Annotated in this window: 23 protein-coding genes; 10 read left to right on the top strand and 13 right to left on the bottom strand. The window is 55.1% G+C overall.

Annotated elements, in window-relative coordinates; translation table 11 throughout:
- Positions 1-44: 44 nt before the first annotated feature.
- Positions 45-1,001 (bottom strand): cell division protein ZipA, encoded by a 957-nt coding sequence (gene zipA, locus WFK85_RS03400; RefSeq protein WP_205246335.1) that lies wholly within the window; start codon positions 999-1,001, stop codon positions 45-47.
- A 232-nt stretch (positions 1,002-1,233) separates the two neighbouring features.
- Here zipA and cysZ point away from each other — a divergent pair, with 232 nt between their 5' ends.
- The 5 genes from cysZ (at position 1,234) to crr (ending at position 6,074) form a co-directional block, all read left to right on the top strand.
- The gene (cysZ, locus tag WFK85_RS03395; protein ID WP_008459591.1) at positions 1,234-1,995 is read left to right on the top strand and encodes a sulfate transporter CysZ; all 762 of its coding nucleotides are present in this window, start codon (positions 1,234-1,236) and stop codon (positions 1,993-1,995) included.
- A 159-nt stretch (positions 1,996-2,154) separates the two neighbouring features.
- On the top strand, positions 2,155-3,126 hold the full coding sequence (gene cysK, locus WFK85_RS03390) for a cysteine synthase A (protein ID WP_008459590.1): 972 nt from the start codon (positions 2,155-2,157) through the stop codon (positions 3,124-3,126).
- A 371-nt stretch (positions 3,127-3,497) separates the two neighbouring features.
- The gene (gene ptsH, locus WFK85_RS03385) at positions 3,498-3,755 is read left to right on the top strand and encodes a phosphocarrier protein Hpr (protein WP_002913505.1); all 258 of its coding nucleotides are present in this window, start codon (positions 3,498-3,500) and stop codon (positions 3,753-3,755) included.
- A gap of 44 nt (positions 3,756-3,799) precedes the next feature.
- Positions 3,800-5,527, top strand: a complete 1,728-nt coding sequence (gene ptsI, locus WFK85_RS03380; RefSeq protein ID WP_045783391.1) for a phosphoenolpyruvate-protein phosphotransferase PtsI — start codon at positions 3,800-3,802, stop codon at positions 5,525-5,527.
- A gap of 43 nt (positions 5,528-5,570) precedes the next feature.
- Complete coding sequence (gene crr, locus WFK85_RS03375) at positions 5,571-6,074, top strand: PTS glucose transporter subunit IIA (RefSeq protein WP_008459580.1); 504 nt, start codon at positions 5,571-5,573, stop codon at positions 6,072-6,074.
- A 52-nt stretch (positions 6,075-6,126) separates the two neighbouring features.
- Here crr and pdxK read toward each other — a convergent pair whose 3' ends face one another.
- Positions 6,127-6,978, bottom strand: a complete 852-nt coding sequence (pdxK, locus tag WFK85_RS03370; RefSeq protein ID WP_166990736.1) for a pyridoxine/pyridoxal/pyridoxamine kinase — start codon at positions 6,976-6,978, stop codon at positions 6,127-6,129.
- 447 nt (positions 6,979-7,425) lie between these two features.
- On the opposite strand from pdxK, the gene WFK85_RS03365 reads away from it, so the two are divergent.
- Positions 7,426-8,637, top strand: coding sequence for an oxalate decarboxylase family bicupin (locus WFK85_RS03365; protein ID WP_034809565.1), 1,212 nt, complete (start codon positions 7,426-7,428; stop codon positions 8,635-8,637).
- A 52-nt stretch (positions 8,638-8,689) separates the two neighbouring features.
- Here the strand turns inward: WFK85_RS03365 and cysM are convergent, their stop codons facing one another.
- From cysM to WFK85_RS03320, 9 genes are all read right to left on the bottom strand, one after another.
- A complete protein-coding gene (gene cysM, locus WFK85_RS03360; protein ID WP_039295805.1) occupies positions 8,690-9,601 on the bottom strand; it encodes a cysteine synthase CysM in 912 nt (303 codons plus the stop codon).
- A gap of 70 nt (positions 9,602-9,671) precedes the next feature.
- Positions 9,672-10,757: a sulfate/thiosulfate ABC transporter ATP-binding protein CysA gene (gene cysA, locus WFK85_RS03355; protein WP_166990733.1), complete on the bottom strand. Its 1,086-nt coding sequence runs from the start codon at positions 10,755-10,757 to the stop codon at positions 9,672-9,674.
- On the bottom strand, positions 10,747-11,622 hold the full coding sequence (gene cysW, locus WFK85_RS03350; protein WP_008459574.1) for a sulfate/thiosulfate ABC transporter permease CysW: 876 nt from the start codon (positions 11,620-11,622) through the stop codon (positions 10,747-10,749). The genes cysA and cysW overlap by 11 nt, the downstream gene beginning before the upstream one ends.
- Positions 11,622-12,455 (bottom strand): sulfate/thiosulfate ABC transporter permease CysT, encoded by an 834-nt coding sequence (gene cysT / locus WFK85_RS03345; RefSeq protein ID WP_008459572.1) that lies wholly within the window; start codon positions 12,453-12,455, stop codon positions 11,622-11,624. Before cysT ends, cysW begins: the two co-directional genes overlap by 1 nt.
- Positions 12,455-13,471 carry a sulfate ABC transporter substrate-binding protein gene (locus WFK85_RS03340; protein ID WP_008459570.1) on the bottom strand — a complete coding sequence of 339 codons (1,017 nt, stop codon included), beginning with the start codon at positions 13,469-13,471 and terminating at the stop codon, positions 12,455-12,457. Before WFK85_RS03340 ends, cysT begins: the two co-directional genes overlap by 1 nt.
- A gap of 157 nt (positions 13,472-13,628) precedes the next feature.
- Positions 13,629-14,528: a Dyp-type peroxidase gene (locus WFK85_RS03335; protein ID WP_166871987.1), complete on the bottom strand. Its 900-nt coding sequence runs from the start codon at positions 14,526-14,528 to the stop codon at positions 13,629-13,631.
- 130 nt (positions 14,529-14,658) lie between these two features.
- Entirely contained in the window at positions 14,659-15,234 is a 576-nt protein-coding gene (locus WFK85_RS03330) for an RpoE-regulated lipoprotein (protein ID WP_336706815.1), read from the bottom strand.
- Positions 15,235-15,283: 49 nt separating this feature from the next.
- Positions 15,284-15,736 (bottom strand): DUF2919 family protein, encoded by a 453-nt coding sequence (locus tag WFK85_RS03325; RefSeq protein ID WP_166990720.1) that lies wholly within the window; start codon positions 15,734-15,736, stop codon positions 15,284-15,286.
- A 20-nt stretch (positions 15,737-15,756) separates the two neighbouring features.
- Positions 15,757-16,182, bottom strand: a complete 426-nt coding sequence (locus WFK85_RS03320) for a GNAT family acetyltransferase (protein ID WP_008459564.1) — start codon at positions 16,180-16,182, stop codon at positions 15,757-15,759.
- Positions 16,183-16,398: 216 nt separating this feature from the next.
- Here WFK85_RS03320 and amiA point away from each other — a divergent pair, with 216 nt between their 5' ends.
- Together amiA and hemF are read left to right on the top strand one after the other, a co-directional pair.
- Positions 16,399-17,271, top strand: coding sequence for an N-acetylmuramoyl-L-alanine amidase AmiA (amiA, locus tag WFK85_RS03315; protein WP_008459562.1), 873 nt, complete (start codon positions 16,399-16,401; stop codon positions 17,269-17,271).
- A 5-nt stretch (positions 17,272-17,276) separates the two neighbouring features.
- Positions 17,277-18,182: an oxygen-dependent coproporphyrinogen oxidase gene (gene hemF / locus WFK85_RS03310; RefSeq protein ID WP_336706813.1), complete on the top strand. Its 906-nt coding sequence runs from the start codon at positions 17,277-17,279 to the stop codon at positions 18,180-18,182.
- 161 nt (positions 18,183-18,343) lie between these two features.
- Here the strand turns inward: hemF and maeB are convergent, their stop codons facing one another.
- Positions 18,344-20,623, bottom strand: coding sequence for an NADP-dependent oxaloacetate-decarboxylating malate dehydrogenase (gene maeB / locus WFK85_RS03305; protein WP_008459558.1), 2,280 nt, complete (start codon positions 20,621-20,623; stop codon positions 18,344-18,346).
- Between the two features lie 256 nt (positions 20,624-20,879).
- On the opposite strand from maeB, the gene tal reads away from it, so the two are divergent.
- Together tal and tkt are read left to right on the top strand one after the other, a co-directional pair.
- The gene (gene tal / locus WFK85_RS03300) at positions 20,880-21,830 is read left to right on the top strand and encodes a transaldolase (RefSeq protein WP_336706809.1); all 951 of its coding nucleotides are present in this window, start codon (positions 20,880-20,882) and stop codon (positions 21,828-21,830) included.
- An 18-nt stretch (positions 21,831-21,848) separates the two neighbouring features.
- Positions 21,849-23,849, top strand: a complete 2,001-nt coding sequence (tkt, locus tag WFK85_RS03295) for a transketolase (RefSeq protein WP_336706807.1) — start codon at positions 21,849-21,851, stop codon at positions 23,847-23,849.
- Between the two features lie 58 nt (positions 23,850-23,907).
- Here tkt and WFK85_RS03290 read toward each other — a convergent pair whose 3' ends face one another.
- Positions 23,908-24,951: a DUF1176 domain-containing protein gene (locus tag WFK85_RS03290; RefSeq protein WP_166990711.1), complete on the bottom strand. Its 1,044-nt coding sequence runs from the start codon at positions 24,949-24,951 to the stop codon at positions 23,908-23,910.
- Positions 24,952-25,072 lie beyond the last annotated feature (121 nt).

Below are 25,072 nucleotides of genomic sequence, written 5' to 3'. Positions count from 1 at the left end.
ACCCCCGACAGGCGGGGGTTTAGGGGGAAGATTCAGGCCGGGATTCAGGCGTTGGCTTCAACAACCTCGCGGATCCTGTCCTGGTACTCGCGCAGCTTTTGCGGAGTCATCATGCGACGCTGATCGTCGAGCACCACGCCACCGACTTCATCGGCGATGTGCTGCGCAGACTGCAGCATCAGCTTAAAGTTTTGCGCTGCATTGCCGTAGGACGGCACCTGCATAAAGATGGTCACGCCTGGCGTGGCGAAATCCGCCATGTTCTCAGGGTCGAAAGACCCAGGTTTAACCATATTCGCCAGGCTAAACAGAACTGGACCGCTGCCATCAGGGCTAAGATGGCGGTGGAAAATATTCATTTCACCAAACTTGAAACCGGCCTGCTGAATGCTGTTCAACAGCAACTCGCCGTTTAACATCGTGCCCGCGTGGGCAGCGACGTTCATCACGATCACCGTCTCTTTTTTCACCGGTGCAGGCTGCGGCACTGGTTCAGCAGCCACAGGCTCTGGCGTTGGTTCCGCAGTGAGCTGTGGTGCAGGCTGAACGGGAGCGACCGGCTGTGGCTCAGGCACTGCCGCCGGAGCTGGCGCAGGAGGTGCGACAGGACGCACTGGTTCAACATGCTGAGGCGCGGGCTCAACGTGGTGCGGGGTAACCGGCTCAGGCTGGCGCGATTGCGGGGCAGGACGAGGTTCTGCTGACGCATACGGCGGCTCATAGTTGTGCTGAGGTGCCTGAGGCTGACGTGACGCATTCGCTTCACGAGAGGCAGATTCCGGCACGGGCGCAGTACGACGCACGCGCACTTCACCGACGCCTTCTTCTTCCTCATCATCCTCTTCTTCGTATTCGTCACGCTTCGACTTCATACGTTTCAAAGGGCGATCGCGGAACACGGACGAGCGTTCCTTACGACTGGTCCACAGACCGTGAACCAGTAAGGCTATTATGGCGATTGCGCCAACAATGATTAATATCAGACGCAAATCCTGCATCATTATATTCTCTGTTGTTCTAACACCTTGCCACCGCGGCAAACATTTACTCACTAAGAGTATTTGCCCATCTGCTCAAGTGCAAGTGCGAGCACGGTTTTCTCACCATAAAGATAGCGTAAGCGCACCTTTTAGCTGATTTTTCGACCAATTCCTGGCAAGTTTTTCTGAATGCAGTCAGTTATGATAGCGAAGCAGCTAACTGCATTGACCTGATAAGGAGTCTGCTCAGATTATGGTTTCATCTTCCGGAACCCCGCCGCGCAGTGGCGTGTATTATTTTTCCCAGGGCTGGAAACTGGTCCGCGAACCCGGCATCAAGCGTTTCGTCGTGCTGCCGCTGTTGGTCAATATCATCTTGCTTGGTGGCGCTTTTTGGTGGTTATTCACGCGTCTTGATGTCTGGATCCCGTCGATGATGAGCCACGTGCCAGACTGGCTACAATGGCTGAGTTACGTACTCTGGCCACTGGTAACGCTCTCGGTGTTATTGGTGTTTGGTTACTTCTTTTCGACAATCGCAAACTTGATTGCCGCGCCGTTTAGCGGCCTGCTGGCAGAGCAGCTTGAAGCTCGCCTTACGGGCGCAACGCCGCCGGATACGGGCGTGCTCGATATAATGAAAGATCTGCCACGCATCATGAAGCGTGAGTGGCAAAAGCTAGCCTGGTATCTGCCGCGCGCGCTAGTCCTGCTTCTGCTCTACTTTATTCCCGGCATTGGCCAAACTGTCGCCCCGGTCTTGTGGTTCTTATTCAGCGCATGGATGTTGGCGATTCAATACTGCGACTATCCTTTTGATAACCATAAAGTGCCGTTCAAACAGATGCGAGTGGCGCTTCGCGAGCAAAAGATCGTCAACATGCAGTTTGGCGCGCTGGTGAGCCTGTTCACGCTGATCCCGGTTCTGAACCTGTTTATCATGCCGGTTGCCGTCTGCGGCGCGACGGCCATGTGGGTGGACTGCTATCGGGCAAAACACGCCATGTGGAAATAATGCTCTCAGGAAGGGAAGCGGCTTATGCCATGGCTTATTCCATGTTGCATTGGCTTATTTCCCTTCCACATATAGATATGCTATTTCCTTACTTCCGCATATTTCCTGAGCGGGTATGCTGGACCGGTATCCCAAAATTCAGACAGTTAAGGACGAGCCATGAGCAAAATTTATGAAGACAACTCCCTGACAATCGGCCACACGCCGCTGGTTCGCCTGAACCGTATCGGCAACGGACGCATTCTGGCTAAGGTGGAGTCCCGTAACCCAAGCTTTAGCGTCAAATGTCGTATTGGTGCCAACATGATTTGGGATGCCGAAAAACGCGGCGTGCTGAAGCCTGGCGTGGAGTTAGTCGAACCTACCAGTGGCAACACCGGTATCGCTCTGGCCTATGTCGCGGCAGCGCGCGGCTACAAGCTGACGCTGACCATGCCGGAAACCATGAGCATCGAACGCCGTAAGCTGTTAAAAGCGCTGGGTGCAAACCTGGTGCTGACCGAAGGCGCTAAAGGCATGAAAGGTGCCATCCAGAAAGCCGAAGAAATCGTCGCCAGCGACCCGGCTAAATACTTACTGCTTCAGCAGTTCAGCAACCCGGCAAACCCGGAAATTCACGAAAAAACCACCGGCCCGGAAATCTGGGAAGATACCGATGGTGAAGTGGATGTGTTTATCGCCGGCGTCGGTACCGGCGGTACGCTGACGGGCGTCAGCCGCTACATCAAAAATACCAAAGGCAAAACCTCGCTCATTAGCGTGGCGGTAGAGCCAACGGATTCTCCGGTAATTACTCAAGCGCTGGCGGGTGAAGAACTGAAGCCTGGTCCGCATAAAATTCAGGGTATCGGGGCCGGATTTATCCCTGGTAACCTCGATCTGAAGCTTATCGACAAAGTGGTCACTATCAGCAACGACGACGCCATTGCGACCGCTCGCCGCCTGATGGATGAGGAAGGTATTCTCGCGGGTATCTCTTCCGGTGCCGCCGTGGCCGCCGCGCTGAAACTTCAGGAAGACGAAGCCTTTACCAATAAGAATATTGTGGTTATCCTTCCGTCCTCCGGGGAGCGCTATTTGAGTACTGCTTTGTTTGCCGATCTGTTCACTGAGAAAGAACTGCAACAGTAATGCCAGTATTTGATATATGCTTAAAAAAGCACCCGTGAGGGTGCTTTTTTGTGGCCTGCATCAAACTTTCACCCTCATCGGCATTGCGCTTACCCCCGCAGGTCTGGTATTTAACCAGCAATTATTTTGATGCGCGAAATTAATCAAGCTGTGAGATGCGCCTGCTGAATCGATTTAACGATTTGGTGCCTATCTGGTTTTCACGGCATAATGATGAAGAATCTGTGAAACGCTGTTGGCGTTTTTTTCACGATTCCCATGCATCCAGTGCCTCGTTCCTTTGACGATGGCGCTAACGATACAGGCTAAAGTGTGGCCGCCAGGCTAGACTTTAGTTCCACAACACTAAACCTATAAGTTGGGGAAATACAATGTTCCAGCAAGAAGTAACTATTACCGCTCCGAACGGTCTGCATACCCGCCCTGCTGCTCAGTTTGTTAAAGAAGCTAAAGGCTTCACTTCCGAAATCACTGTGACTTCCAACGGCAAAAGCGCCAGCGCTAAGAGCCTGTTCAAACTGCAAACTCTGGGCCTGACTCAGGGTACCGTAGTGACGCTCTCCGCCGAAGGTGAAGATGAGCAGAAAGCCGTTGAGCATTTAGTAAAACTGATGGCTGAACTCGAGTAAGTTCTGGGTTCTTCGTAAATATCAGTCACAAGTAAGGTAGGGTTATGATTTCAGGCATTTTAGCATCCCCGGGTATCGCTTTCGGCAAAGCACTTTTGCTGAAAGAAGATGAAATTGTCATCGACCGGAAGAAAATTTCTGCCGACAAAGTTGAGCAGGAAGTTGAACGTTTCCTCAGCGGGCGCGCCAAAGCATCCGAGCAGTTAGAAGCGATCAAAATTAAAGCTGGCGAGACCTTCGGTGAAGAAAAGGAAGCTATCTTCGAAGGCCACATTATGTTGCTGGAAGACGAAGAGCTCGAGCAGGAAATCATAGCCCTTATCAAAGACAAGCTGGTCACGGCGGACGCTGCGGCGTACGAAGTGATTGAAGGCCAGGCAACGGCTCTGGAAGAGCTGGATGACGAATACCTGAAAGAACGTGCGGCTGACGTACGTGACATCGGTAAGCGTCTGCTGCAGAACATTCTCGGCCTGAACATTATCGATTTAAGCGCAATTAAGGATGAAGTTATCCTGGTTGCCAAAGATCTGACCCCGTCTGAAACCGCACAGCTGAACCTGAAAAAGGTGCTGGGTTTCATCACCGACATCGGCGGCCGTACCTCCCACACTTCCATCATGGCGCGCTCCCTTGAGCTGCCAGCGATTGTGGGCACCGGTAGCGTCACCTCCGACGTGAAAAACGACGACTATCTGATCCTCGACGCGGTCAACAACAAAGTTTACGTTAACCCAACCAACGAGCAGATCGAAGAGCTGCGCGCCGTTCAACAGCAGGTTGCCTCTGAAAAAGCAGAGCTGGCTAAGCTGAAAGACCTGCCAGCCATCACCCTCGACGGCCACCAGGTCGAAGTGTGTGCCAACATTGGTACCGTGCGTGACATCGACGGTGCTGAGCGTAACGGCGCTGAAGGTGTGGGTCTGTATCGTACCGAATTCCTGTTCATGGACCGTGACTCACTGCCAACCGAAGAAGAGCAGTTTGCCGCGTACAAAGCCGTGGCTGAAGCCTGTGGCTCTCAGGCGGTTATCGTCCGTACCATGGACATCGGCGGCGACAAAGAGCTGCCGTACATGAACTTCCCTAAAGAAGAGAACCCGTTCCTGGGCTGGCGTGCTATTCGTATCGCCATGGATCGCAAAGAGATCCTGCGTGACCAGGTTCGCGCTATCCTGCGCGCCTCTGCTTTTGGCAAGCTGCGCATTATGTTCCCGATGATCATCTCTGTTGAAGAAGTGCGTGCCCTGAGAAAAGAGATTGAGATCTTCAAGCAGGAACTGCGTGACGAAGGCAAAGCATTCGATGAATCTATCGAAATCGGCGTGATGGTCGAAACCCCTGCGGCCGCGACGATTGCTCGTCATCTGGCCAAAGAAGTCGACTTCTTCAGCATCGGCACCAACGATTTAACTCAGTACACCCTGGCAGTTGACCGCGGTAATGATATGATTTCACATCTTTACCAGCCGATGTCACCGTCCGTACTGACTCTGATTAAGCAAGTTATTGATGCTTCTCATGCAGAAGGTAAATGGACCGGTATGTGTGGTGAGCTTGCGGGCGACGAACGTGCTACACTTCTGTTGCTTGGGATGGGCCTGGACGAATTCAGTATGAGCGCCATTTCTATCCCACGTATCAAGAAGATTATTCGTAACACGAACTTCGAAGATGCGAAAGTGTTAGCAGAGCAGGCTCTTGCTCAACCGACAACGGACGAGTTAATGACGCTGGTTAACAAGTTCATTGAAGAAAAAACAATCTGCTAATTCACGAGATGCTGCCCAAATTACTGCTTAGGAGAGAAGGCTAATGGGGTTATTTAGTAAACTGTTCGGTGACAAAGGCAATAGCGACACCGGAACCATTGAGATCGTTGCTCCACTGTCTGGCGAAATCGTTAACATTGAAGACGTGCCGGACGTCGTGTTTGCTGAAAAAATCGTTGGTGATGGCATCGCTATCAAACCAACCGGCAACAAAATGGTTGCTCCGGTTGACGGCACCATCGGTAAAATCTTTGAAACCAACCATGCCTTCTCTATCGAATCCGATAGCGGCATTGAGCTGTTTGTTCACTTTGGTATCGACACCGTTGAGCTGAAAGGCGAAGGCTTTAAGCGCATCGCTGAAGAAGGCCAGCGCGTGAAGAAAGGCGACGTGGTTATTGAGTTCGACCTGCCGCTGCTGGAAGAGAAAGCCAAGTCTACCCTGACACCGGTTGTTATCTCCAACATGGACGAAATCAAAGAGCTGATCAAACTGACAGGTAGCGTGACCGTGGGCGAAACCCCGGTTATCCGCATCAAGAAGTAAGATTCATGCAGAGAAAAAGGCACCCTGGGGTGCCTTTTTTATTGGCTGCGATTCAGCGAGGAAGAATCAGTTCATCTGAGCGCTGCCCCTGAGTCCAGGTCATCACTTCAAACACCCGATGCGCAGCTTCTCCTGCGGCAACCGCCACCTGCTTGCCTGCAAGTATTCGGCTTACCAGCTCGGCGCAGAACAAATCCCCGGTGCCTTTCAGGTCGGTCATCACGCGAGCGTGGCTGGTCACATCGGCTTCATCAGCGGTCACCGTCACCACGGAAATAGTATCCGCGCAGTTCCCCGGCGCACTGGTTATTACCACCCAGCGCAGCGTTTCAGAGAGAAGACTTCTGGCCGCCATCACCGCCTGCTCCAGCGTATCGCAGGGCATTCCGGTCAGAATATGCAGTTCAAAGAGATTAGGCGTGATCCCCTGTGCATGAGGCAGCAGCGCCGTGCGATAAGCTTCAGGAATACCCGCCTTGACGTAAACACCGCTGTCGGTGTCCCCCATTACCGGGTCGACAAGTATCAACAGCTCAGGATGGCTTTTGCGTCTTTGACGCAGCCACTCCGCCAGCAGATGGATTTGCTCCGCACTGCCCATGTAACCCGTCGTCACGGCCTTCAGTTCGCGCAACGCATCCCGTTCTTCGAGCGCTCGCAGATAGCCGCTAAACCAGTCCGCCGGGATCACGCCGCCATAAAACGTATCGTAATGCGGCGTGTTGCTGAATAACACCGTTGGCACCGCCATCACCCGCCACCCATGCTGCTGAATCGCCGGAACCGCGATACTGTTCCCGACGCTGCCGTAAACGACCTGAGATTGTACCGCCACAATATCGGCCTGCAGCGCCCGGCCTGCATCGTGAAACAGTACAGACTGTATATCGTTATCCTGACTCATATTTTCCCCTTGCCCGCCAGACAGCTAAGGTCTGAACTGCGAAGCGGCCATTATAGCCAGACCCGGGCGGTACAACCATGCTAAGAGCGCCCTCTTTATTCCGGCAATAGCAGAGATACAGCTACCATCCTTCAGATTTATCAAATCAACGACAAAAGTAATATTTTCTTTCAGCCGTTACACCTTGAAAATGTATCACCTGAATGATGAAGAAAACATTATTACCGATTAGTGCTGGATACCTGGAAATTAATAACTACCACTTAAACATCACATCAACAAAATATCCATTACATCATAAGGATATATCTTCTCCACCCGCTGTTTACATTGTCGACTCATGCCTGTCTTACAATTCCACAAGGTCAAACTCCATAATTTCACCTATAACAAAAGTTCCCTCCGGAGAATAAACCTCACTCTGCATGAATATAAGGAAGCTATTATATGAAAGATATATCCAGAAGAAGCTTCATGGCTTTTGCCGCAGGCGGTACCGTCGTATTAGCCGCCGGGCAGGCCCATGCCCACGATGACAAAGTAAAATCCTATCCGGCAAGCGTGCGCGATCCGGGCCCTCACGACCCCATCCGGGAAGCTGAAAACCCTGACATTGTTAACCCGCCCGCTACCGACAGCGGCACGTTGCCGAACCTGCGCTACTCCTTCAGCGATGCCCATGTCAGAAAAGGCACCGGCGGCTGGACCCGACAAGTCACCAAGCGGGAGCTGGGGATTTCAACCACCATCGCCGGGGTAGACATGCGCCTGAATGCCGGAGGCATCCGCGAACTTCACTGGCACAAAGAGGGTGAATGGGCCTACATGACCTACGGCAATGCGCGGGTAACGGCCTTCGATGCAAAAGGAGGCTGGTTTGTGGATGATATCGGCGTCGGTGATTTATGGTATTTCCCGCCGGGTATTCCTCACTCCATTCAGGGTATCGGGCCTGACGGCTGTGAGTTTCTTTTGGCCTTCGACGACGGCGGATTTGATGAAGACAGTACGTTCCTGTTATCCGACTGGTTTAAACATATCCCTCCGGAGATATTAGCAAAAAACTTCCAGGTGCCCGTGTCTACATTTTCTAAACTGCCTTCACCTGCTGATGAATATATTTTCGCGGGTACAGTACCCGGCAGCCTTGCCTCAGACAGTATTAATGGCGCAGCTAAATCAGAGATTAATTTCACCCACCATATGCTGGCTCAGGATCCGATCAAAGCCCCTGGCGGCACCGTCAGAATAACGGATTCATCTAATTTCCCGGTGTCGAAGACTATTGCGGCAGCCCTGGTGGAAATAGAGCCCGGCGGGCTGAGAGAACTTCACTGGCACCCAAATAACGATGAATGGCAGTACTATCTTGAAGGGGAAGGCAGAATGGGCGTTTTCGCCTCTTCGGGTCAGGCCAGAACCTTTGATTACCGCGCCGGGGATGTCGGCTACGTTCCCTTTGCGATGGGGCATTATATCGAGAATACCGGCACCACAACCCTGCGTTTCCTGGAACTGTTTAAAAGCGACTATTACGCGGATATTTCGCTTAACCAGTGGCTGGCCAGCACGCCGCCTGAGCTGGTGAAACAGCATTTACAGCTTGATGATACCTTTATGAAGGCGTTGAGCCTGCATAAAAACCCGGTTGTGAAGTAAGCCTGTTCTCAGGAAAAGATCGCCTCAGGCGACCTTTTCCTGGCTTACAGCGTCAGATGCCAGCGCCCTGAACGTAGCTCTCTTCCCCGAACACGCCGGTAGAAAGATAGCGATCGCCTCTGTCGCAAATAATAGCGACCACTACGGCCCCCGGATTTGCTTTGGCTACGCGCAACGCACCCGCCACTGCCCCGCCGGAACTTACGCCGCAGAAAATCCCCTCTTCCATCGCCAGGCGGCGCATCGTCTGCTCGGCTTCGGTCTGCGCCATGTCGATGACTTCATCCACCAGTGTCGGGTTGAAAATTTTCGGCAACCACTCTTCTGGCCAACGGCGGATCCCCGGGATGCTGCTGCCCTCTTCCGGCTGCAGCCCGACAATTCTCACCGGCTTGCTTTGCTCGCGCATAAAACGACTCACGCCGGTTATCGTGCCCGTCGTGCCCATGCTGGAGACAAAATGCGTGATTCGCCCTTCGGTCTGCCGCCAGATCTCCGGCCCGGTCGTCGTGTAATGCGCCAGCGGGTTATCCGGGTTATTAAACTGATCGAGGATCTTGCCTTCGCCACGGTCGGCCATTTGCTGAGCAAGCTCACGCGCGCCTTCCATGCCCTGAGCTTTGCTGACCAGAATCAGCTCGGCGCCGTAAGCCTGCATCGCCGCCTTGCGCTCCATGCTCATGTTGTCCGGCATCAGCAGCTTAATACGGTAGCCTTTGAGCGCAGAGATCATCGCCAGCGCAATGCCGGTATTGCCGCTGGTTGCCTCAATCAGCGTATCGCCGGGTTGTATTTCCCCTCGCTTTTCCGCCTGAACAATCATCGACAGCGCCGCGCGATCTTTAACCGACCCTGCCGGGTTATTCCCTTCGAGTTTGACCCAAATCTCGCTGCCGTTCGTCAGCCCGCTGCGCTGCAGCCGGACCAGAGGAGTATTACCAATAGTGCTTTCTAAAGTGATCACTTGCCTGCCCGCAATAAATGAAAAAGCGGCCTCGGTGGGCCGCTAGTGCGTGTCCTGTCGGGGTAAATTATCAGGCGGACTGCGCCAGGTCTACACCCTGAATACGGTTGGCACCTTCATACAGGCGCGCGTTTTGTAATCCCACAAACAGACGCTCACCGCGCTGCGGAATTTGCTGTTCCTTCAGAACCACCGTCAGCGGTTCGTCATACCAGCCCAGCGGCTGCACAACCAGCTGCATGTAATGCCCGCGAGGGCTTACTTCCAGCACCTGCACCGGCAGAGGTGAATCTAGATTCGTGCGGCGGCTGACGTCCACTTCCCACGGACGCAGGAACAAATCAACATCCCCCTGATAGGCCGGCGTGAACCCCAGCGGCCAACGATGCGCGCCGACGTGGAACTGGCTCCCACGGATCACGCCTTTCAGGCGGTTAACTTCGCCGAGGAACTCCAGCACGAAGCGGGTCGCGGGCTCACGCCAGACCTGCTCAGGCGTATCGACCTGCTCGATATTGCCCTGGCTCATCACCACCACGCGGTCGGCAACTTCCATCGCTTCTTCCTGATCGTGCGTCACAAACACGCTGGTGAACTTTAACTCTTCGTGCAGCTCGCGCAGCCAGCGGCGCAGCTCTTTACGAACCTGTGCGTCCAGAGCGCCAAACGGTTCATCCAGCAGCAGGATTTGCGGCTCCACCGCCAGCGCACGCGCCAGGGCAACGCGCTGCTTCTGCCCGCCGGACAACTGCGCCGGGTAGCGGTCGGCCAGATGGGAAAGCTGCACCATTTCCAGCAGTTTCGTCACTTTCTGTTTGATCGCAGAGGCGGAAGGCCGTTCGCGACGCGGCAGCACCGTTAAGCCAAAGGCGATATTGTCGAATACCGACATATGGCGGAACAGCGCATAGTGCTGAAACACAAAGCCGACTTTGCGATCGCGGGCATGCATCCGGCTGACGTCGGTGCCGTGGAAGCTGATGCGACCGCTGTTCTGGTGCTCCAGCCCGGCAATAATACGCAGCAGCGTAGTTTTACCAGAGCCGGACGGACCAAGCAGCGCCACCATCTGACCAGAAGGGATATCCAGCGAGATATCGTTCAGCACCTGGGTGCGTCCAAATGACTTCTTAATATTGGCAATATCAATGCTCATGATTTTCCTCCTGCTTCAGGCGTTTTTCCTGATTATTCAGACGCCACTGCACCGCACTCTTTAAGAACAAGGTCAGGACTGCCATCAGGGTCAACAACGCCGCGGCGGTAAACGAACCAACGGTGTTGTAATCCTGCTGCAGTAACTCAATCTGTAACGGCAACGAGAACGTCTCGCCGCGAATCGAACCGGACACCACCGACACCGCGCCAAATTCACCGATGGCGCGGGCGTTGGTCAGCACCACGCCATAAAGCAGGGCCCAGCGAATATTGGGCAGCGTCACGCGGCGGAACATCTGCCAGCCGGAAGCGCCCAGTAAAATCGCGGCTTCATCTTCCTGGCTGCCCTGGCTTAGCATCACCGGCACCAGCTCACGCACCACAAACGGGCAGGTGACGAAGATAGTCACCAGCACCATGCCCGGCCAGGCAAACATGATTTGCAGGTTGTGGGCATCGAGGAACCCCGCCAGCGGGCCGTTAGAACCATAAAACAGCAGGTAAACCAGGCCCGCAACCACCGGGGAAACGGCAAATGGGATATCCAGCAGCGTCAGCAACAATTGGCGGCCAGGGAAGTTAAAACGCGTCACCAGCCAGGCCAGCAGCGTGCCGAACACCAGGTTTACCGGCACGGTAATCAGGGCAATCATCACCGTCAGCCAGATGGCGTGCAGCATGTCCGGGTTAGCGATATTTTGCAGCGCGGGCATCAGCCCTTTGGAAAAGGCTTCTACAAAAATAGACGCGACCGGCACCACCAGAATCAGGAAAGAGACGAGCACACCGATGGCGATCAGCGCCCATTTTCCCCAGTTAATGCGGGAGCGGGTATAGTTTTTCAAAGCAGTGACGTCCGTCATCAGTGACCTACCACGCGTCGACCAAAGCGACTCTGCAACGTGTTAATGGTGAACAGCAGCAGCAGCGACGCCGCCAGAATCACTGACGCAATGGCGCTGGCCGCCGGGTAATCAAACTCCTGCAGGCGCACGAAGATCATCAGCGAGGTCACTTCCGTCTTCCAGGCGATGTTTCCGGCGATAAAGATAACCGCGCCAAACTCCCCCAGGCTGCGGGTGAAGGAAAGCGCTACGCCCGCCATCAGTGCCGGAGAAAGCTCCGGCAGCACTACGCGGCGGAAACTCTGCCAGCGAGTCGCGCCGAGCGTTTCAGCGGCTTCCTCGTATTCTGGCCCCAATTCTTCCAGCACGGGCTGAACGGTGCGCACCACAAACGGAATGCTGGTAAACGCCATCGCGACGGCAATACCCAGCCAGGTGTAAGTCACCTTAATGCCAAACTGCGCCAGCCACTCGCCGTACCAGCCGTTGACAGAAAACAGCCCGGCGAGGGTTAAACCTGCCACCGCGGTGGGCAGCGCAAAGGGTAAATCCATCAGCGCATCTAGCAGGCTGCGCCCCGGAAACTGATAACGCGTCAGGATCCACGCCATTAACAGGCCGAACACGCCGTTAAACACGGAAGCCAGCGCGGCGGAAAGCAGCGTGACTTTATAGGCGGCCACCACCTGCGGGTTGGTAATCACGTCCCAGTACTGGGAGAACGACATTTGCGCCAGCTGCATCACCAGCGCGCTCAGCGGCAGCAGCAGGATCAGGCAAACAAACAGCAGGCTGGTGCCGAGGCTAAGCGTAAACCCCGGCAATACGCGTTTTGAACGGCTGGCAAACATTAACTACGCCCCGTCGCTAACAGCTTGTCCAGCTCCCCGCCGGTAGCAAAATGCGTTTTCATCACTTCCGGCCAGCCGCCGAACGCATCTTCCACGCGGAACAGCTCGGTCTGTGGGAATTTATCTTTCAGCTTATCCATTACCTGCGGGTTATTCACGCGGTAGTAGTAATCGGTAATGATGGTCTGCGCCTGAGGGCTATAGAGATAGTTCAGGTAGGCTTTGGCCGCTTTTTCCGTGCCGTTGGCCTTCACGTTTTTATCCACCCAGGCAACCGGGAACTCGGCCAGAATGTTGACCTTCGGCACTACGACTTCATAACCGTCTTTGGCGTACTGGTTGCGGATATTGTTCACTTCTGATTCAAAAGAGATCAGCACGTCGCCCAGCCCACGCTCGACAAAGGAGGTTGTCGCCCCGCGGCCGCCGGTATCAAACACTTCGACGTTTTTCAGGAATTGCGTCATGAACTGCTCGGTTTTGGCTTTATCGCCGCCGTCAGCTTTGTCTGCCGCCCCCCAGGCTGCCAGATAGGTATAACGAGCGTTACCAGAAGTTTTCGGATTCGGGAAAATGAGCTTCACGTCCGGGCGCACAAGATCGCTCCAGTCGTGGATGTTCTTTGGGTTGCCTTTGCGCACCAGGAAAGCCATGGTGGAGTAGAAAGGCGAGCTGTTGTTGCCCAGACGGCTCTGCCAGTCCGCCGGGATCAGGTTGCCTTTGTCGTGCAGGATCTGCACATCGGTCACCTGGTTATAAGTTACAACGTCAGCTTTTAAGCCCTGCAAAATGGCCAGCGCCTGTTTTGATGACCCGGCATGAGATTGTTTTATCGTCAGCTTGTCGCCGTTATTCTCCTGCGCCCACTGTTTTTCAAACGGCGGGTTAAGCGCGGCAAACAGCTCGCGGGACACATCATAAGAGCTATTCAGCAGCTCGGTTGCATGGGCAGAGCCTGCCAGCAGCAAAGAGACAGCGAGCGCGTTCCATACTTTTTTAACTGACCTGATTGCCATGCTTCGCCCTTATAAATGTGATGAATGCCATAAAGTCATGACAGTCAGTGTATTTATAACGAGCGATAAAGCTGTAACGCTTTTATATACCGTTTGGCGATTTACAAGAAGAAAGGGATATAAGAAAGCGGCGTAGCAAACGCTACGCCGGAGGGGATTACAGGCTCAGTAATTTATCGAGCGACGGCGCAAAGTAGTAACCGCCGGTGACCGGCTTAGTGAAGCGCAGCATACCGTCACGCTTCCCGTCAGCGTCGCCAAACATGCTCAACAGCTGCTGTTCAATGTTATGCAAACGCGCGCAATAGGCGATGAAATAGAGACCGTGCACGCCGCTGGCGGTGCCGTAAGGCAGGCTCTGACGCACAATTTTCAGCCCCTTGCCGTCTTCTTTCAGATCGACCCGGCTCAGGTGAGAAGTGGCTGGCCGCGCGTCGCCGTCAATTTCTTCGTTTTCCTGTTTGGTACGGCCGAAGATCATCTCCTGGTCGTGCACGCTCAGGCGGTTAAGCTGCTTGAGGTTGTGTTCCCAGCGCTGAACCAGCACGTAGCTGCCCCCGGCATCCACGCCTTCGTTGATCACCGCCACCTGGCGACGATTCTCTTCGCCCTGTGGATTTTCGGTCCCGTCAACGAAGCCGCTGAGATCGCGCTCTTCTACCCAGCGGAAACCGTGAATCTCTTCTTCAATTTTCAGCGCATCGCCAAACGCGGCCAGCGCGGCCTGAGCCACGGAGAAGTTCACGTCATGGCGCAGAGAAAGAATGTGGATCATCACATCGTGCTGGGTCGCGGGCGCCAGGCCTTTGCCTAGTGGCGTAAAGTTTTTCAGCTCTGCGGCACCTTCGCCTTTGCTGAGGTCGCGCCACAGGTCGTGCCCGAAGCCAACGGTCGCCCCCAGCATCGCGTCAGGGAATTGTTCCTGGAAAGCATTCAACGCTTCAATAAAGGTTTTGCACCCTGCGCTCAGCGCGCTGAAGTCGCCCTGGACAGAAGCTTCCAGCCAAACGGCGGCACGACAATGTTCCGGCAGAATGCCGCTTTGAACCCGAGACATGATTCCTCCTGAAAAAAATGCCACCAAAGGTGGCACATAACTATGATGACTCCGAACGGAGGCATTTATCGGGCTATTCTAACCTGATTTATTCACGCCGACTTGCGACGGCGCAAACCCGGCGCAAATTTTATCGACGCCAGATAATTTTGTTAAGCGTCCATTTTTTCAGCGTATCATCCGACGGCATCAATCCTTCCGGCCCGTGCCACTCGCCTGTAAACAGATAGCTGATGTGCTGGCTGTTCGGCGCCTGGCAGAGAACGCCTGCCGCATCGTCGCCGGTCGCTTTTTCGCAGACCCCAAACGCTTTCTGATACAGATCGCTGAAAGGCGTGCCGATTTTCACGCCGCTGGCGGTTTTGATGTCAGCATCCATCACATCTACGCGACTCACGGTGCCTTTTTCGCCGTTCACCACCAGCTTAACGTCTTTGTCTTTCATCGCCTCAAAGTAGCGCACGATGGTGCCGTTTTCAGTTTTCATGCCGCTGCGCAGACGATAATTGTCATTCAACCCCTCGCTCACGGCCTTCTCATCCATCGCGGTGGCTGAAGTCAGTTTCCCCACGCCCTGCTCGCTCACCTCAACGGAAGAGCCAAACCAGTTCCACGGATAAGCCGCAGACCAGTTAACGGAGGACAGCGTGGAACACCCGCTCAGAACCAGCGGCAGGCCTAGCATCATCAGGCGCAGAGATTTCATTGATCATTCCTTTTCAAAAAATGGTAACGGCCTTTGGAGTACGGGGACGTCAAAAAGTGCCGCTTAACTCGTTTTTCAGGGCAAAGTAATCCCGCAGCCGGCGGTTAGTCAGCAGCCACCAAAGCGCGAACAGATCGATAATCAGCAGAACAACGGTGGTACCGGTCAGCGTTTCATCCCCGGCCAGCAGCGCCAGTTGCCACGCCAGCAGCCCAACCTGGGCGGCAATCAATATCCAGCGAAACGCCCGCCAGAACCGGGGCCAAAGGTGGCGACGTCCGCTGAGCAAAAAGGCCAGCGCAGCCGGAATACCGGGGATCAGCCCCAGCCAGAAGTTATCGCGATCGGGATAAAACAGGCCCAGCAGCGCATCGCCCTGCTGACGAGAAGCCCCCGCCAGCACCAGCAAAACCCAGGTGCGGGCCTGTAACAACAACACCGCCCAGAACAGCAGCGGTGCTTTTAAGTTGCCCTGTGAATCATAATCAGCAGGCAAATACATGGCATGAACACATTTGAAAATTAATATTCCTGATCTTCTATCAGCCGTTTGCCGAGCAAAATGGTGTCCTGATGCTCGTAATCGAGCTTTTCATAAAGGCCGATAACCAGATCGTTCTCTTCGCGCACCATGATGTGGATCTTCGGGCAACCGCGGGCAATCAGCTTCTTTTCCAGCCGGTTCAGCAAGGCGTTAGCAATGCCGCGGCCCCGAAACTCCGGGTGCACGCCCAGGTAATAGGCTGAACCCCGATGGCCGTCATACCCGCCCATCAACGAACCGACGATCTCGCCACCCACCTCAGCGACTAAAAACAGGTCCGCATCGTGATGCAGCTTACGTTCAATGTCCATTTCCGGGTCATTCCATGGGCGCAGTAAATCGCAGCGCTCCCAAAGGGTAATGACCTCTTCGAAATCTTCCTGGCGAAAAACGCGAATTTCCATGGTATTAGCCACCTTAAGCCGTAAAAGGTTGATTATGGCGTTAACCGTCCGTTAAGCCAATAACTGCCGCAAAAGCGCGAAAAAAATGGCATAATCTCCGACCAGTCATGAAATGAAACGAATGGATATACATTTCTGACGCCAGAGTGTCGTTTGCATGAAGCCGATACGTTATAACTTCCCATCTGGACTCCATAAGATAAATAATTCATCCGCATGAGCAAAATTAAATCGCTAACGCAACTTACGACGCGCCGCCAGGTCCTGCTCACAGGTTTAGCAGCGTTGACGCTAACCGGTATGAACCAAGCGCTGGCAAAGGAAGAAGCCAAATCGCTGAAAACCACCAATTCCCACAGTAAAGTGGCCAAAAAATCCGGGGCAAAACGCATTGTTATGCTCGACCCGGGCCACGGTGGGATTGATACTGGCGCCATCGGCCACAACGGCTCGAAAGAAAAACACGTGGTGCTGGCCATTGCCAAAAACGTGCGCAGCATCCTGCGCAGCAACGGGATCGATGCCAGGCTGACTCGCACCACGGACGAATTTATTCCGCTGTACGATCGCGTTGAAATCGCCCACCAGCACGGCGCAGATCTGTTTATGTCGATCCACGCGGATGGCTTCACCAGTCCAACCGCCGCAGGTGCCTCCGTATTCGCCCTGTCTAACCGAGGCGCAAGTAGCGCTATGGCGAAATATCTTTCAGACAGAGAGAACGCCGCGGATGACGTAGCGGGTAGCAAAGTGAAAGACAAAGATCACTACCTGCAGCAGGTGCTGTTTGACCTGGTGCAGACCGACACGATTAAAAACAGCCTGACGCTCGGCTCGCATATTCTGAAACAGATAAAGCCGGTGCATAAGCTGCACAGCCGCAACACGGAACAGGCAGCCTTCGTCGTTCTGAAGTCGCCGTCCATTCCGTCCGTGCTGGTTGAAACCTCGTTCATCACCAACCCGGGCGAAGAAAAGTTGCTCGGCACCACCGCCTTCCGCCAGAAGATTGCCACCGCCATCGCCTCCGGCGTGATGAGCTATTTCAACTGGTTTGATAACCATAAAGTCCACGGTAAGAAGCGTTAATTTTTATGACTGAGCCCGATATCCACGCCGTAAAACAGTTCCTGCTCTCCCTGCAGGATACGATATGCCAGCAGCTTTCCGCCCTTGATGGCGCCGTCTTCCAGGAAGACAACTGGCAGCGAGAAGGCGGCGGCGGCGGGCGCAGTCGAGTTTTGCGCGGCGGCGCGGTGTTCGAACAGGCTGGCGTGAACTTTTCTCACGTTCACGGCGACGCCATGCCGGCGTCTGCCACGGCCCACCGCCCGGAACTGGCGGGCAGAAGCTTTGAGGCCATGGGCGTTTCGCTGGTGGTACACCCGAACAACCCTTATGTGCCGACCAGCCACGCCAACGTGCGTTTCTTTATTGCCGAAAAACCTGGCGCCGATCCGGTCTGGTGGTTTGGCGGCGGCTTCGACTTAACGCCTTACTACGGCTTCGAAGAAGATGCGGTGCACTGGCACCGCACGGCGCGTGACCTGTGTCAGCCGTTTGGTGACGACGTTTTCCCGCGTTATAAAAAGTGGTGCGATGACTACTTCTTTATCAGACACCGCAACGAGCAGCGCGGCATCGGCGGGCTGTTTTTCGACGATCTGAACAAGCCAGACTTTGACTACGGCTTCCGCTTTATTCAGGCCGTCGGACAAGGATTCCTGGACGCTTATCTGCCGATTGTTGAACGCCGCAAGGATCATCCCTTCGGCGAACGCGAGCGTGACTTCCAGCTCTATCGCCGTGGGCGCTACGTTGAGTTCAACCTGGTGTGGGATCGCGGCACGCTGTTTGGCCTGCAAACCGGCGGGCGTACCGAATCGATTTTAATGTCGATGCCGCCGCTGGTGCGCTGGGAGTATGACTATCAGCCTGAAGAAGGCAGCCCGGAGGCTGCGCTGTATCGTGATTTCCTGCCAGTGAAGGAGTGGGTGTAGCTTTCGCGTTTTTGCCCTCACCCTAACCCTCTCCCTAAAAGGGAGAGGGGATTTTTAGTGCTCGCTGTCCCCCATATCCCTTTGGGGAAAGATGACTCTATTATCCGCTTTACTCGGTTTTCCCCCTCGCCCCTCCGGAGAGAGGGCGAGGGGGAGTTCAATCACAGCGGTGCGGTTTGCGCCTCCACAACCGCCAGCGCCACCATATTCACAATGCGGCGCACAGAAGCAATCGGCGTCAACACGTGAACCGGCTTCGCCACGCCCATCAGGACCGGTCCAACGGTCACCCCTTCAGAACTCGACACGCGCAGCAGGTTGTAGCTAATACGCGCCGCCTCAACGTTCGGCATGATCAAGATGTTAGCAGAGCCTTTCAGCGGGCTGTCCGGCATACGCTCATGGCGAATACTTTCAACCAGCGCGGCGTCTCCGTGCATCTCCCCGTCAATTTCCAGGTCAGGCGCACGCTCGCGCACCAGATCCAGCGTTTTGCGCATTTTGCAGGCGGCTTTGCTGTTGGAAGAACCGTAGTTGGAGTGGGAAAGCAGCGCGACTTTCGGCTCAATGCCGAAGCGGCGCACCGTTTCCGCCGCCAGCAGCGTGATTTCCGTCAGTTCTTCCGGCGTAGGGTCATCGTTCACATAGGTATCCGCGATAAAGGTGTTGCCGCTCGGCAGCAGCAGCGCGTTCATCGCCCCGGCAGCCTTCACGCCTTCGCGGTAGCCAAACAGCTTCTCTACCACGTCAAAGTGCTCGTGATATTCGCCGATTGTCCCGCATATCAGCGCATCCGCTTCACCACGATGCACCATGATCGCCCCGATCACAGTCGTGTTGCTGATCACCGCCCGCTGCGCCTGCTCCTGAGTGATCCCACGGCGCTTCATGATGTTGTAGTACTCGTGCCAGTACTCTTTGAAACGCGGATCCGATTCGTTATTCACGATCTCAAAATCTTTGCCCGGCTGAATTTGCAGGCCCAGCTTTTTGATACGCATTTCGATAACGCTTGGGCGACCAATCAGGATAGGCTTCGCCAGCCCCAAAGTGATCAGCTCCTGTGTGGCATGCAGCACGCGCGCTTCTTCCCCTTCGCTTAACACCACACGCTTCGGCTCTTTGCGCGCCTGGGAGAAGATCGGCTTCATAAACAGGTTGGTTTTGTAGACAAACTCTTCCAGCTTCTCGCTGTAAGCATTGAAATCCTGAATCGGGCGCGTGGCCACGCCGGAGTCCATCGCTGCTTTGGCTACCGCCGGGGCAATTTTCACGATCAGGCGCGGGTCAAATGGCTTAGGAATAATGTATTCCGGGCCGAACGTCAGTTCCTGCTCGCCGTAGGCGGAGGCCACCACATCGCTTTGTTCAGCGTGAGCCAGCTCGGCTATCGCATGCACCGCAGCCAGCTTCATCTCTTCGTTAATTGCCGTGGCGCCCACGTCCAGCGCGCCACGGAAGATGAACGGGAAGCACAGCACGTTGTTCACCTGGTTCGGGTAGTCCGAACGGCCGGTACAGATAATGGCTTCCGGACGCACTTCTTTCGCCAGCGGCGGCAGAATTTCCGGCTCAGGGTTAGCCAGCGCCAGAATCAGCGGCGCTTTGCCCATTTTCTTCACCATTTCCTGGGTCAGCACTTTCGGGCCGGAACAGCCGAGGAAGATGTCCGCGCCTTCAATCACGTCGTCCAGCGTCCGCTTGCCGCTGTCTTCTACGGCATAGGCGGCTTTGGTTTCGGCCATGTTCTCTTCGCGGCCTTTATAAATAACGCCCTTCGAGTCGCAAACCACGATGTTGTGTTTTTGCATTCCCAGCGCGACCAGCAGGTTCATACAGGCGATTGCCGAAGCCCCCGCGCCGGAAACCACCAGCCGTACATCGGTAATGTTCTTTTCAACCACGCGCAGGCCGTTCAGCACCGCGGCGGTACAAATAATCGCGGTGCCGTGCTGGTCGTCGTGGAACACCGGAATGTTCATGCGCTCGCGCAGCTTCTGCTCTATGTAGAAACACTCCGGTGCCTTGATATCTTCCAGGTTAATGCCGCCGAAAGTGGGTTCCAGCGCGGCCACCACGTCGATAAGCTTGTCCGGATCCATCTCATCAATTTCGATATCGAAGACGTCGATACCGGCGAATTTTTTAAACAGGACGCCCTTACCTTCCATGACCGGCTTGCCTGCCAGCGCGCCGATATTGCCTAGCCCGAGCACCGCGGTACCGTTAGAAACCACGCCCACAAGGTTGCCACGCGCGGTGTATTTGTAGGCGGCGAGCGGGTCCTTTTCAATTTCAAGGCAAGGTGCCGCTACGCCCGGCGAATACGCCAGCGCCAGGTCACGCTGGGTAGCAAGGGGTTTGGTCGGAGAAACCTGGATTTTCCCCGGAATTGGAAACTCATGGAAATCGAGGGCACTTTGCTTCAGTTGTTCATCCATTGCATCGTTCCTTTTTGGGTCTTCTTTATTGTTACGTCAGCCGCCTAGTATCACGCGGGCACGTTTCGCAAACTTTGAAGGTAGCCATACTATTAAGATTAGGCGTGATTATTGTTAGCTAACTATAGAACCGATGTTAGCGGCTGCCCCGTCATCGCCCCCATCTGCTATGCTTTTGGGTTATGCAAAGCGTAAGTTTTCACGGCGAGCGACACGGAACGCTCAGGTAAGACGTTGCTTTTTCAAGGAGATAGTAATGAATCAGTTAGACAGCATTAAACAGTACACCACCGTGGTTGCAGACAGCGGTGAAATCGACTCTATTCGCCACTACCAGCCTGAAGACGCCACCACCAACCCTTCATTGTTGTTAAAAGCCGCGGGGCTTGAGCAATATCAGCCGCTGATTGATGACGCGCTGGCCTACGGCAAACAGCGCGGCGGCAGCAGGGAACACATTGTGGCCGAAGCCAGTGACAAACTGGCGGTCAATGTCGGTGCGGAAATTCTGAAAAGCATTCCAGGTCGCGTGTCTACCGAAGTGGATGCCCGCCTCTCCTACGACAAAGAAAAGAGCATCAGCAAGGCTCGTCGCCTGGTGGACCTGTACGCCGAACAGGGGATCGATAAATCCCGCATTCTCATCAAGCTGGCGTCAACCTGGGAAGGCATCCGCGCGGCGGAAGAGCTGCAAAAAGAAGGCATCAACTGCAACCTGACACTGCTGTTCTCTTTTGCTCAGGCGCGTGCCTGTGCGGAAGCGGGCGTTTTCCTGATTTCCCCGTTCGTGGGCCGTATTTACGACTGGTATCAGGCGCGTAAACCGATGGATCCCTATATCGTTGAAGAAGATCCGGGCGTGAAATCCGTGCGCAATATCTACGACTACTTCAAGCAACATAACTATGAAACCATCGTCATGGGCGCCAGCTTCCGTCGTAAGGAACAAATCCTCGCCCTGGCGGGCTGCGACCGGCTGACCATCGCCCCTAACCTGCTGCAGCAGCTGCAGGACAGTGAAGAAGAAGTTATCCGTAAACTGATCCCATTCTCACAGGGCTTCCGCCGTCCGGCCCCCATGAGCGAAGCGGAATTCCGTTGGGAACATAGCCAGGATGCCATGGCCGTGGAAAAACTGGCCGAAGGGATCCGCCTGTTCGCCATAGATCAACGCAAACTGGAAGACCTGCTCGCCGCCAAACTTTAACAAGACCTGGAGTGAAACATGTCATCACGTAAAGAGCTTGCCAACGCCATTCGCGCCCTCAGTATGGATGCGGTCCAGAAAGCCAATTCCGGCCACCCCGGAGCGCCCATGGGCATGGCCGATATCGCCGAGGTGCTGTGGAATGATTTCCTCAGCCATAACCCGTCTAACCCGCACTGGGCCAACCGCGACCGCTTCGTGCTGTCGAACGGCCATGCGTCGATGCTGCTTTACAGCCTGCTGCACCTGAGCGGCTATGACCTGCCGCTGGAGGAGTTGAAAAACTTCCGCCAGCTTCACTCCAAAACGCCCGGCCACCCGGAAGTGGGCTATACCCCCGGCGTGGAAACCACCACCGGCCCGCTGGGCCAGGGGTTAGCCAACGCCGTGGGGATGGCGATTGCCGAGCGCACGCTGGCCGCGCAGTTTAACCAGCCGGGCCATGACATCGTTGACCACTACACCTATGTGTTCATGGGCGACGGCTGCCTGATGGAGGGCATTTCCCATGAGGTATCTTCCCTTGCCGGGACGCTGGGTTTAGGCAAGCTGATCGGCTTCTATGACCATAACGGGATTTCCATCGACGGGGAAACCGATGGCTGGTTTACCGACGACACGGCCAAACGCTTCGAGGCCTATCACTGGCACGTGATCCATGAGATTGACGGCCACGATCCGGCAGCGCTGAAAAAAGCCATCAAAGAAGCCCAGAGCGTGAAGGACAAACCGTCCCTCATTATCTGCCGCACCGTGATCGGTTTTGGTTCGCCAAACAAAGCGGGCAAAGAAGAGGCTCACGGCGCACCGCTGGGTGAAGAAGAAGTCGCCCTGGCGCGCAAGCAGCTCGGCTGGAAATACCCGCCGTTTGAGATCCCAAAAGAGGTCTATCACGCCTGGGACGCCAAAGAGGCAGGCGAAAAAGCGGAGGCCGCCTGGAAAGAGAAGTTTGCCGCTTACGCAAAGGCTCACCCTACCCTGAGCGCCGAATTTAAACGCCGTACCGAAGGTAAACTGCCGGATAACTGGCAGAAAACAGCCCAAAGCTACATTGAACAACTGCAGGCGAACCCGGACAAAATCGCCACCCGCAAAGCTTCGCAGAATACCCTTAACGCCTTTGGTCCGTCGCTGCCGGAACTGCTTGGCGGCTCCGCCGACCTGGCCCCGAGTAACCTGACCATCTGGAAAGGCTCGAGATCGATTAAAGAGGACACCGCCGGGAATTATATCCACTACGGCGTACGCGAATTCGGTATGACCGCCATTGCCAACGGCATCGCGCTGCACGGCGGTTTTATCCCTTACACCGCCACCTTCCTGATGTTTGTGGAGTACGCCCGTAACGCGGCGCGTATGGCGGCGCTGATGAAAGCGCGGCAGATCATGGTTTATACCCATGATTCCATCGGCCTTGGGGAAGATGGCCCGACACACCAGGCCGTCGAGCAGTTAGCCAGCCTGCGCCTGACGCCTAACTTCAGCACCTGGCGGCCTTGCGATCAGGTTGAGGCCGCCGTGGCCTGGAAATCTGCGCTTGAGCGCCAGACCGGCCCAACTGCGCTGATCCTGTCTCGCCAGAATCTTGCGCAGATGGATCGCACCCCTGAGCAGCTGAAAGCCATCAGTCGCGGCGGGTATATTCTGAAGGACAGCGACGGCAAACCGGATCTCATCCTCATTGCCACAGGCTCTGAGATTGAAATCACCGTCGAAGCCGCGGCCGCATTGAGCAAAGAAGGGCACAAGGTGCGTGTAGTGTCGATGCCGTCCACCGACGTTTTCGATGCTCAGGATGAGGCGTACCAGGAGTCCGTTCTGCCTTATGCCGTCCGTGCCCGCGTAGCGGTAGAGGCCGGTATTGCCGACTACTGGTATAAATACGTCGGTCTCAAAGGCGGGATTGTGGGTATGACAACCTTCGGCGAATCCGCCCCTGCCGGGAAACTGTTCCCATTCTTTGGCTTCACGGTAGAAAACATCGTAGCCGTAGCGAAAAAATCACTCGGCAAGAAATAGCCCACGCTGCCAGCCCTCTCCTTGCGGGGAGAGGGTCTCTTTTATTCAGTGAATCCAACTATTTGGTGACCCACAGCGTCGGCCAGCCGCCCGCTTTATGCCAGCTATCACAGGCAGATTCAGCGGCATAACGCACAAGCCGGAAGCGCTGTCCGTCATAGCGCCAGCGCGTGGCCACGCCGCAGTCGCCAGGCCCACGCCCTTTCGCCAGGGTGGTTAACACTTTATCGTGCTCATCAAATCCCGCGTTCATTAGCTCCAGCTCAGCGCTGCCGCCGTCCGGTATAAAGGGTAATCGCAGGTGAATCGTCCTGGCGACAAACGGCTTTTGCCGGGAGATGACCCAGGCCAGATAAACCACGTTATAGGCACCTGCTTCACAGCTGGTAAGCATCAAGGCTTTATCGTCAGTCAGAGGGAAAACGCGCACTTCCCGGCGCTGCGGATCGAGCGAGCACTGGCTGTTATTCATCCGCCATGTGCCGTAATCCAACAGGTCGTTCAGTTCATCGTGTGAAAGTGGCGTTGTTGGTGCCGTAGCTGCAGCCACTTCTTTGAGCGGTGGAGCCGGAGGCACGCTGAGCGGAGGCCCGTCGCCTTTTTTAATCCATGCGGTTTCGCTGCCGATACGCTTTTGCTGGCTGTCGATAAAGAGTAGCGCCGCTTTGAGCCCGCTGAGTGAAATGATGCCCCTGCCATCGGCAAGGGTAATTTTATCGCCGTTCATAACAGCGTCTAGCAGACCGTTAATCGCCTCCGGATTATTGGTCATCAAATGATGAGGCGACACTTTCCACTCGCTGGGCTGGATAGCAAGCGGCGCGTCGTCAAACCGCAGCCTCGGTGCTACAGGCGAGACTGTAACGTCCGCACTCTCCATATTCCCCAGGTCGATGCGCAAACTGGCGTCAGTGCGAGCCCCGGCACCCCGGGTAATCGTCATCACCAACCCCTGATGCAGTCCGGTATTACGGGTGCTGCAAAAGTTCTGGTTATTGCAGGTTACCTGCCAGTCGGAAAACTGCTTTTGCGCTGGCGCGGCAAATGCAGCATTGGCTACCAGCAATGCAAGCATAAGCAAGGAGGATGTCCGATAGAACATTGAAGGCTGCCCTAAAAAGCGAAGCGTGAAAAACGTACGATGGTGCGACGTATCTTCGGCCCACGAGACAGCCTGCTCAATCGGATTTGTCGGATAGCTTTATATCAATATTAAAAATCGC

Source organism: Cedecea sp. VD22, from assembly GCF_037150195.1.
Lineage (GTDB): Bacteria > Pseudomonadota > Gammaproteobacteria > Enterobacterales > Enterobacteriaceae > Cedecea.
Note: the sequence above shows the minus strand (reverse complement) of the source record. Positions and strands in the feature narration are given on the sequence as shown.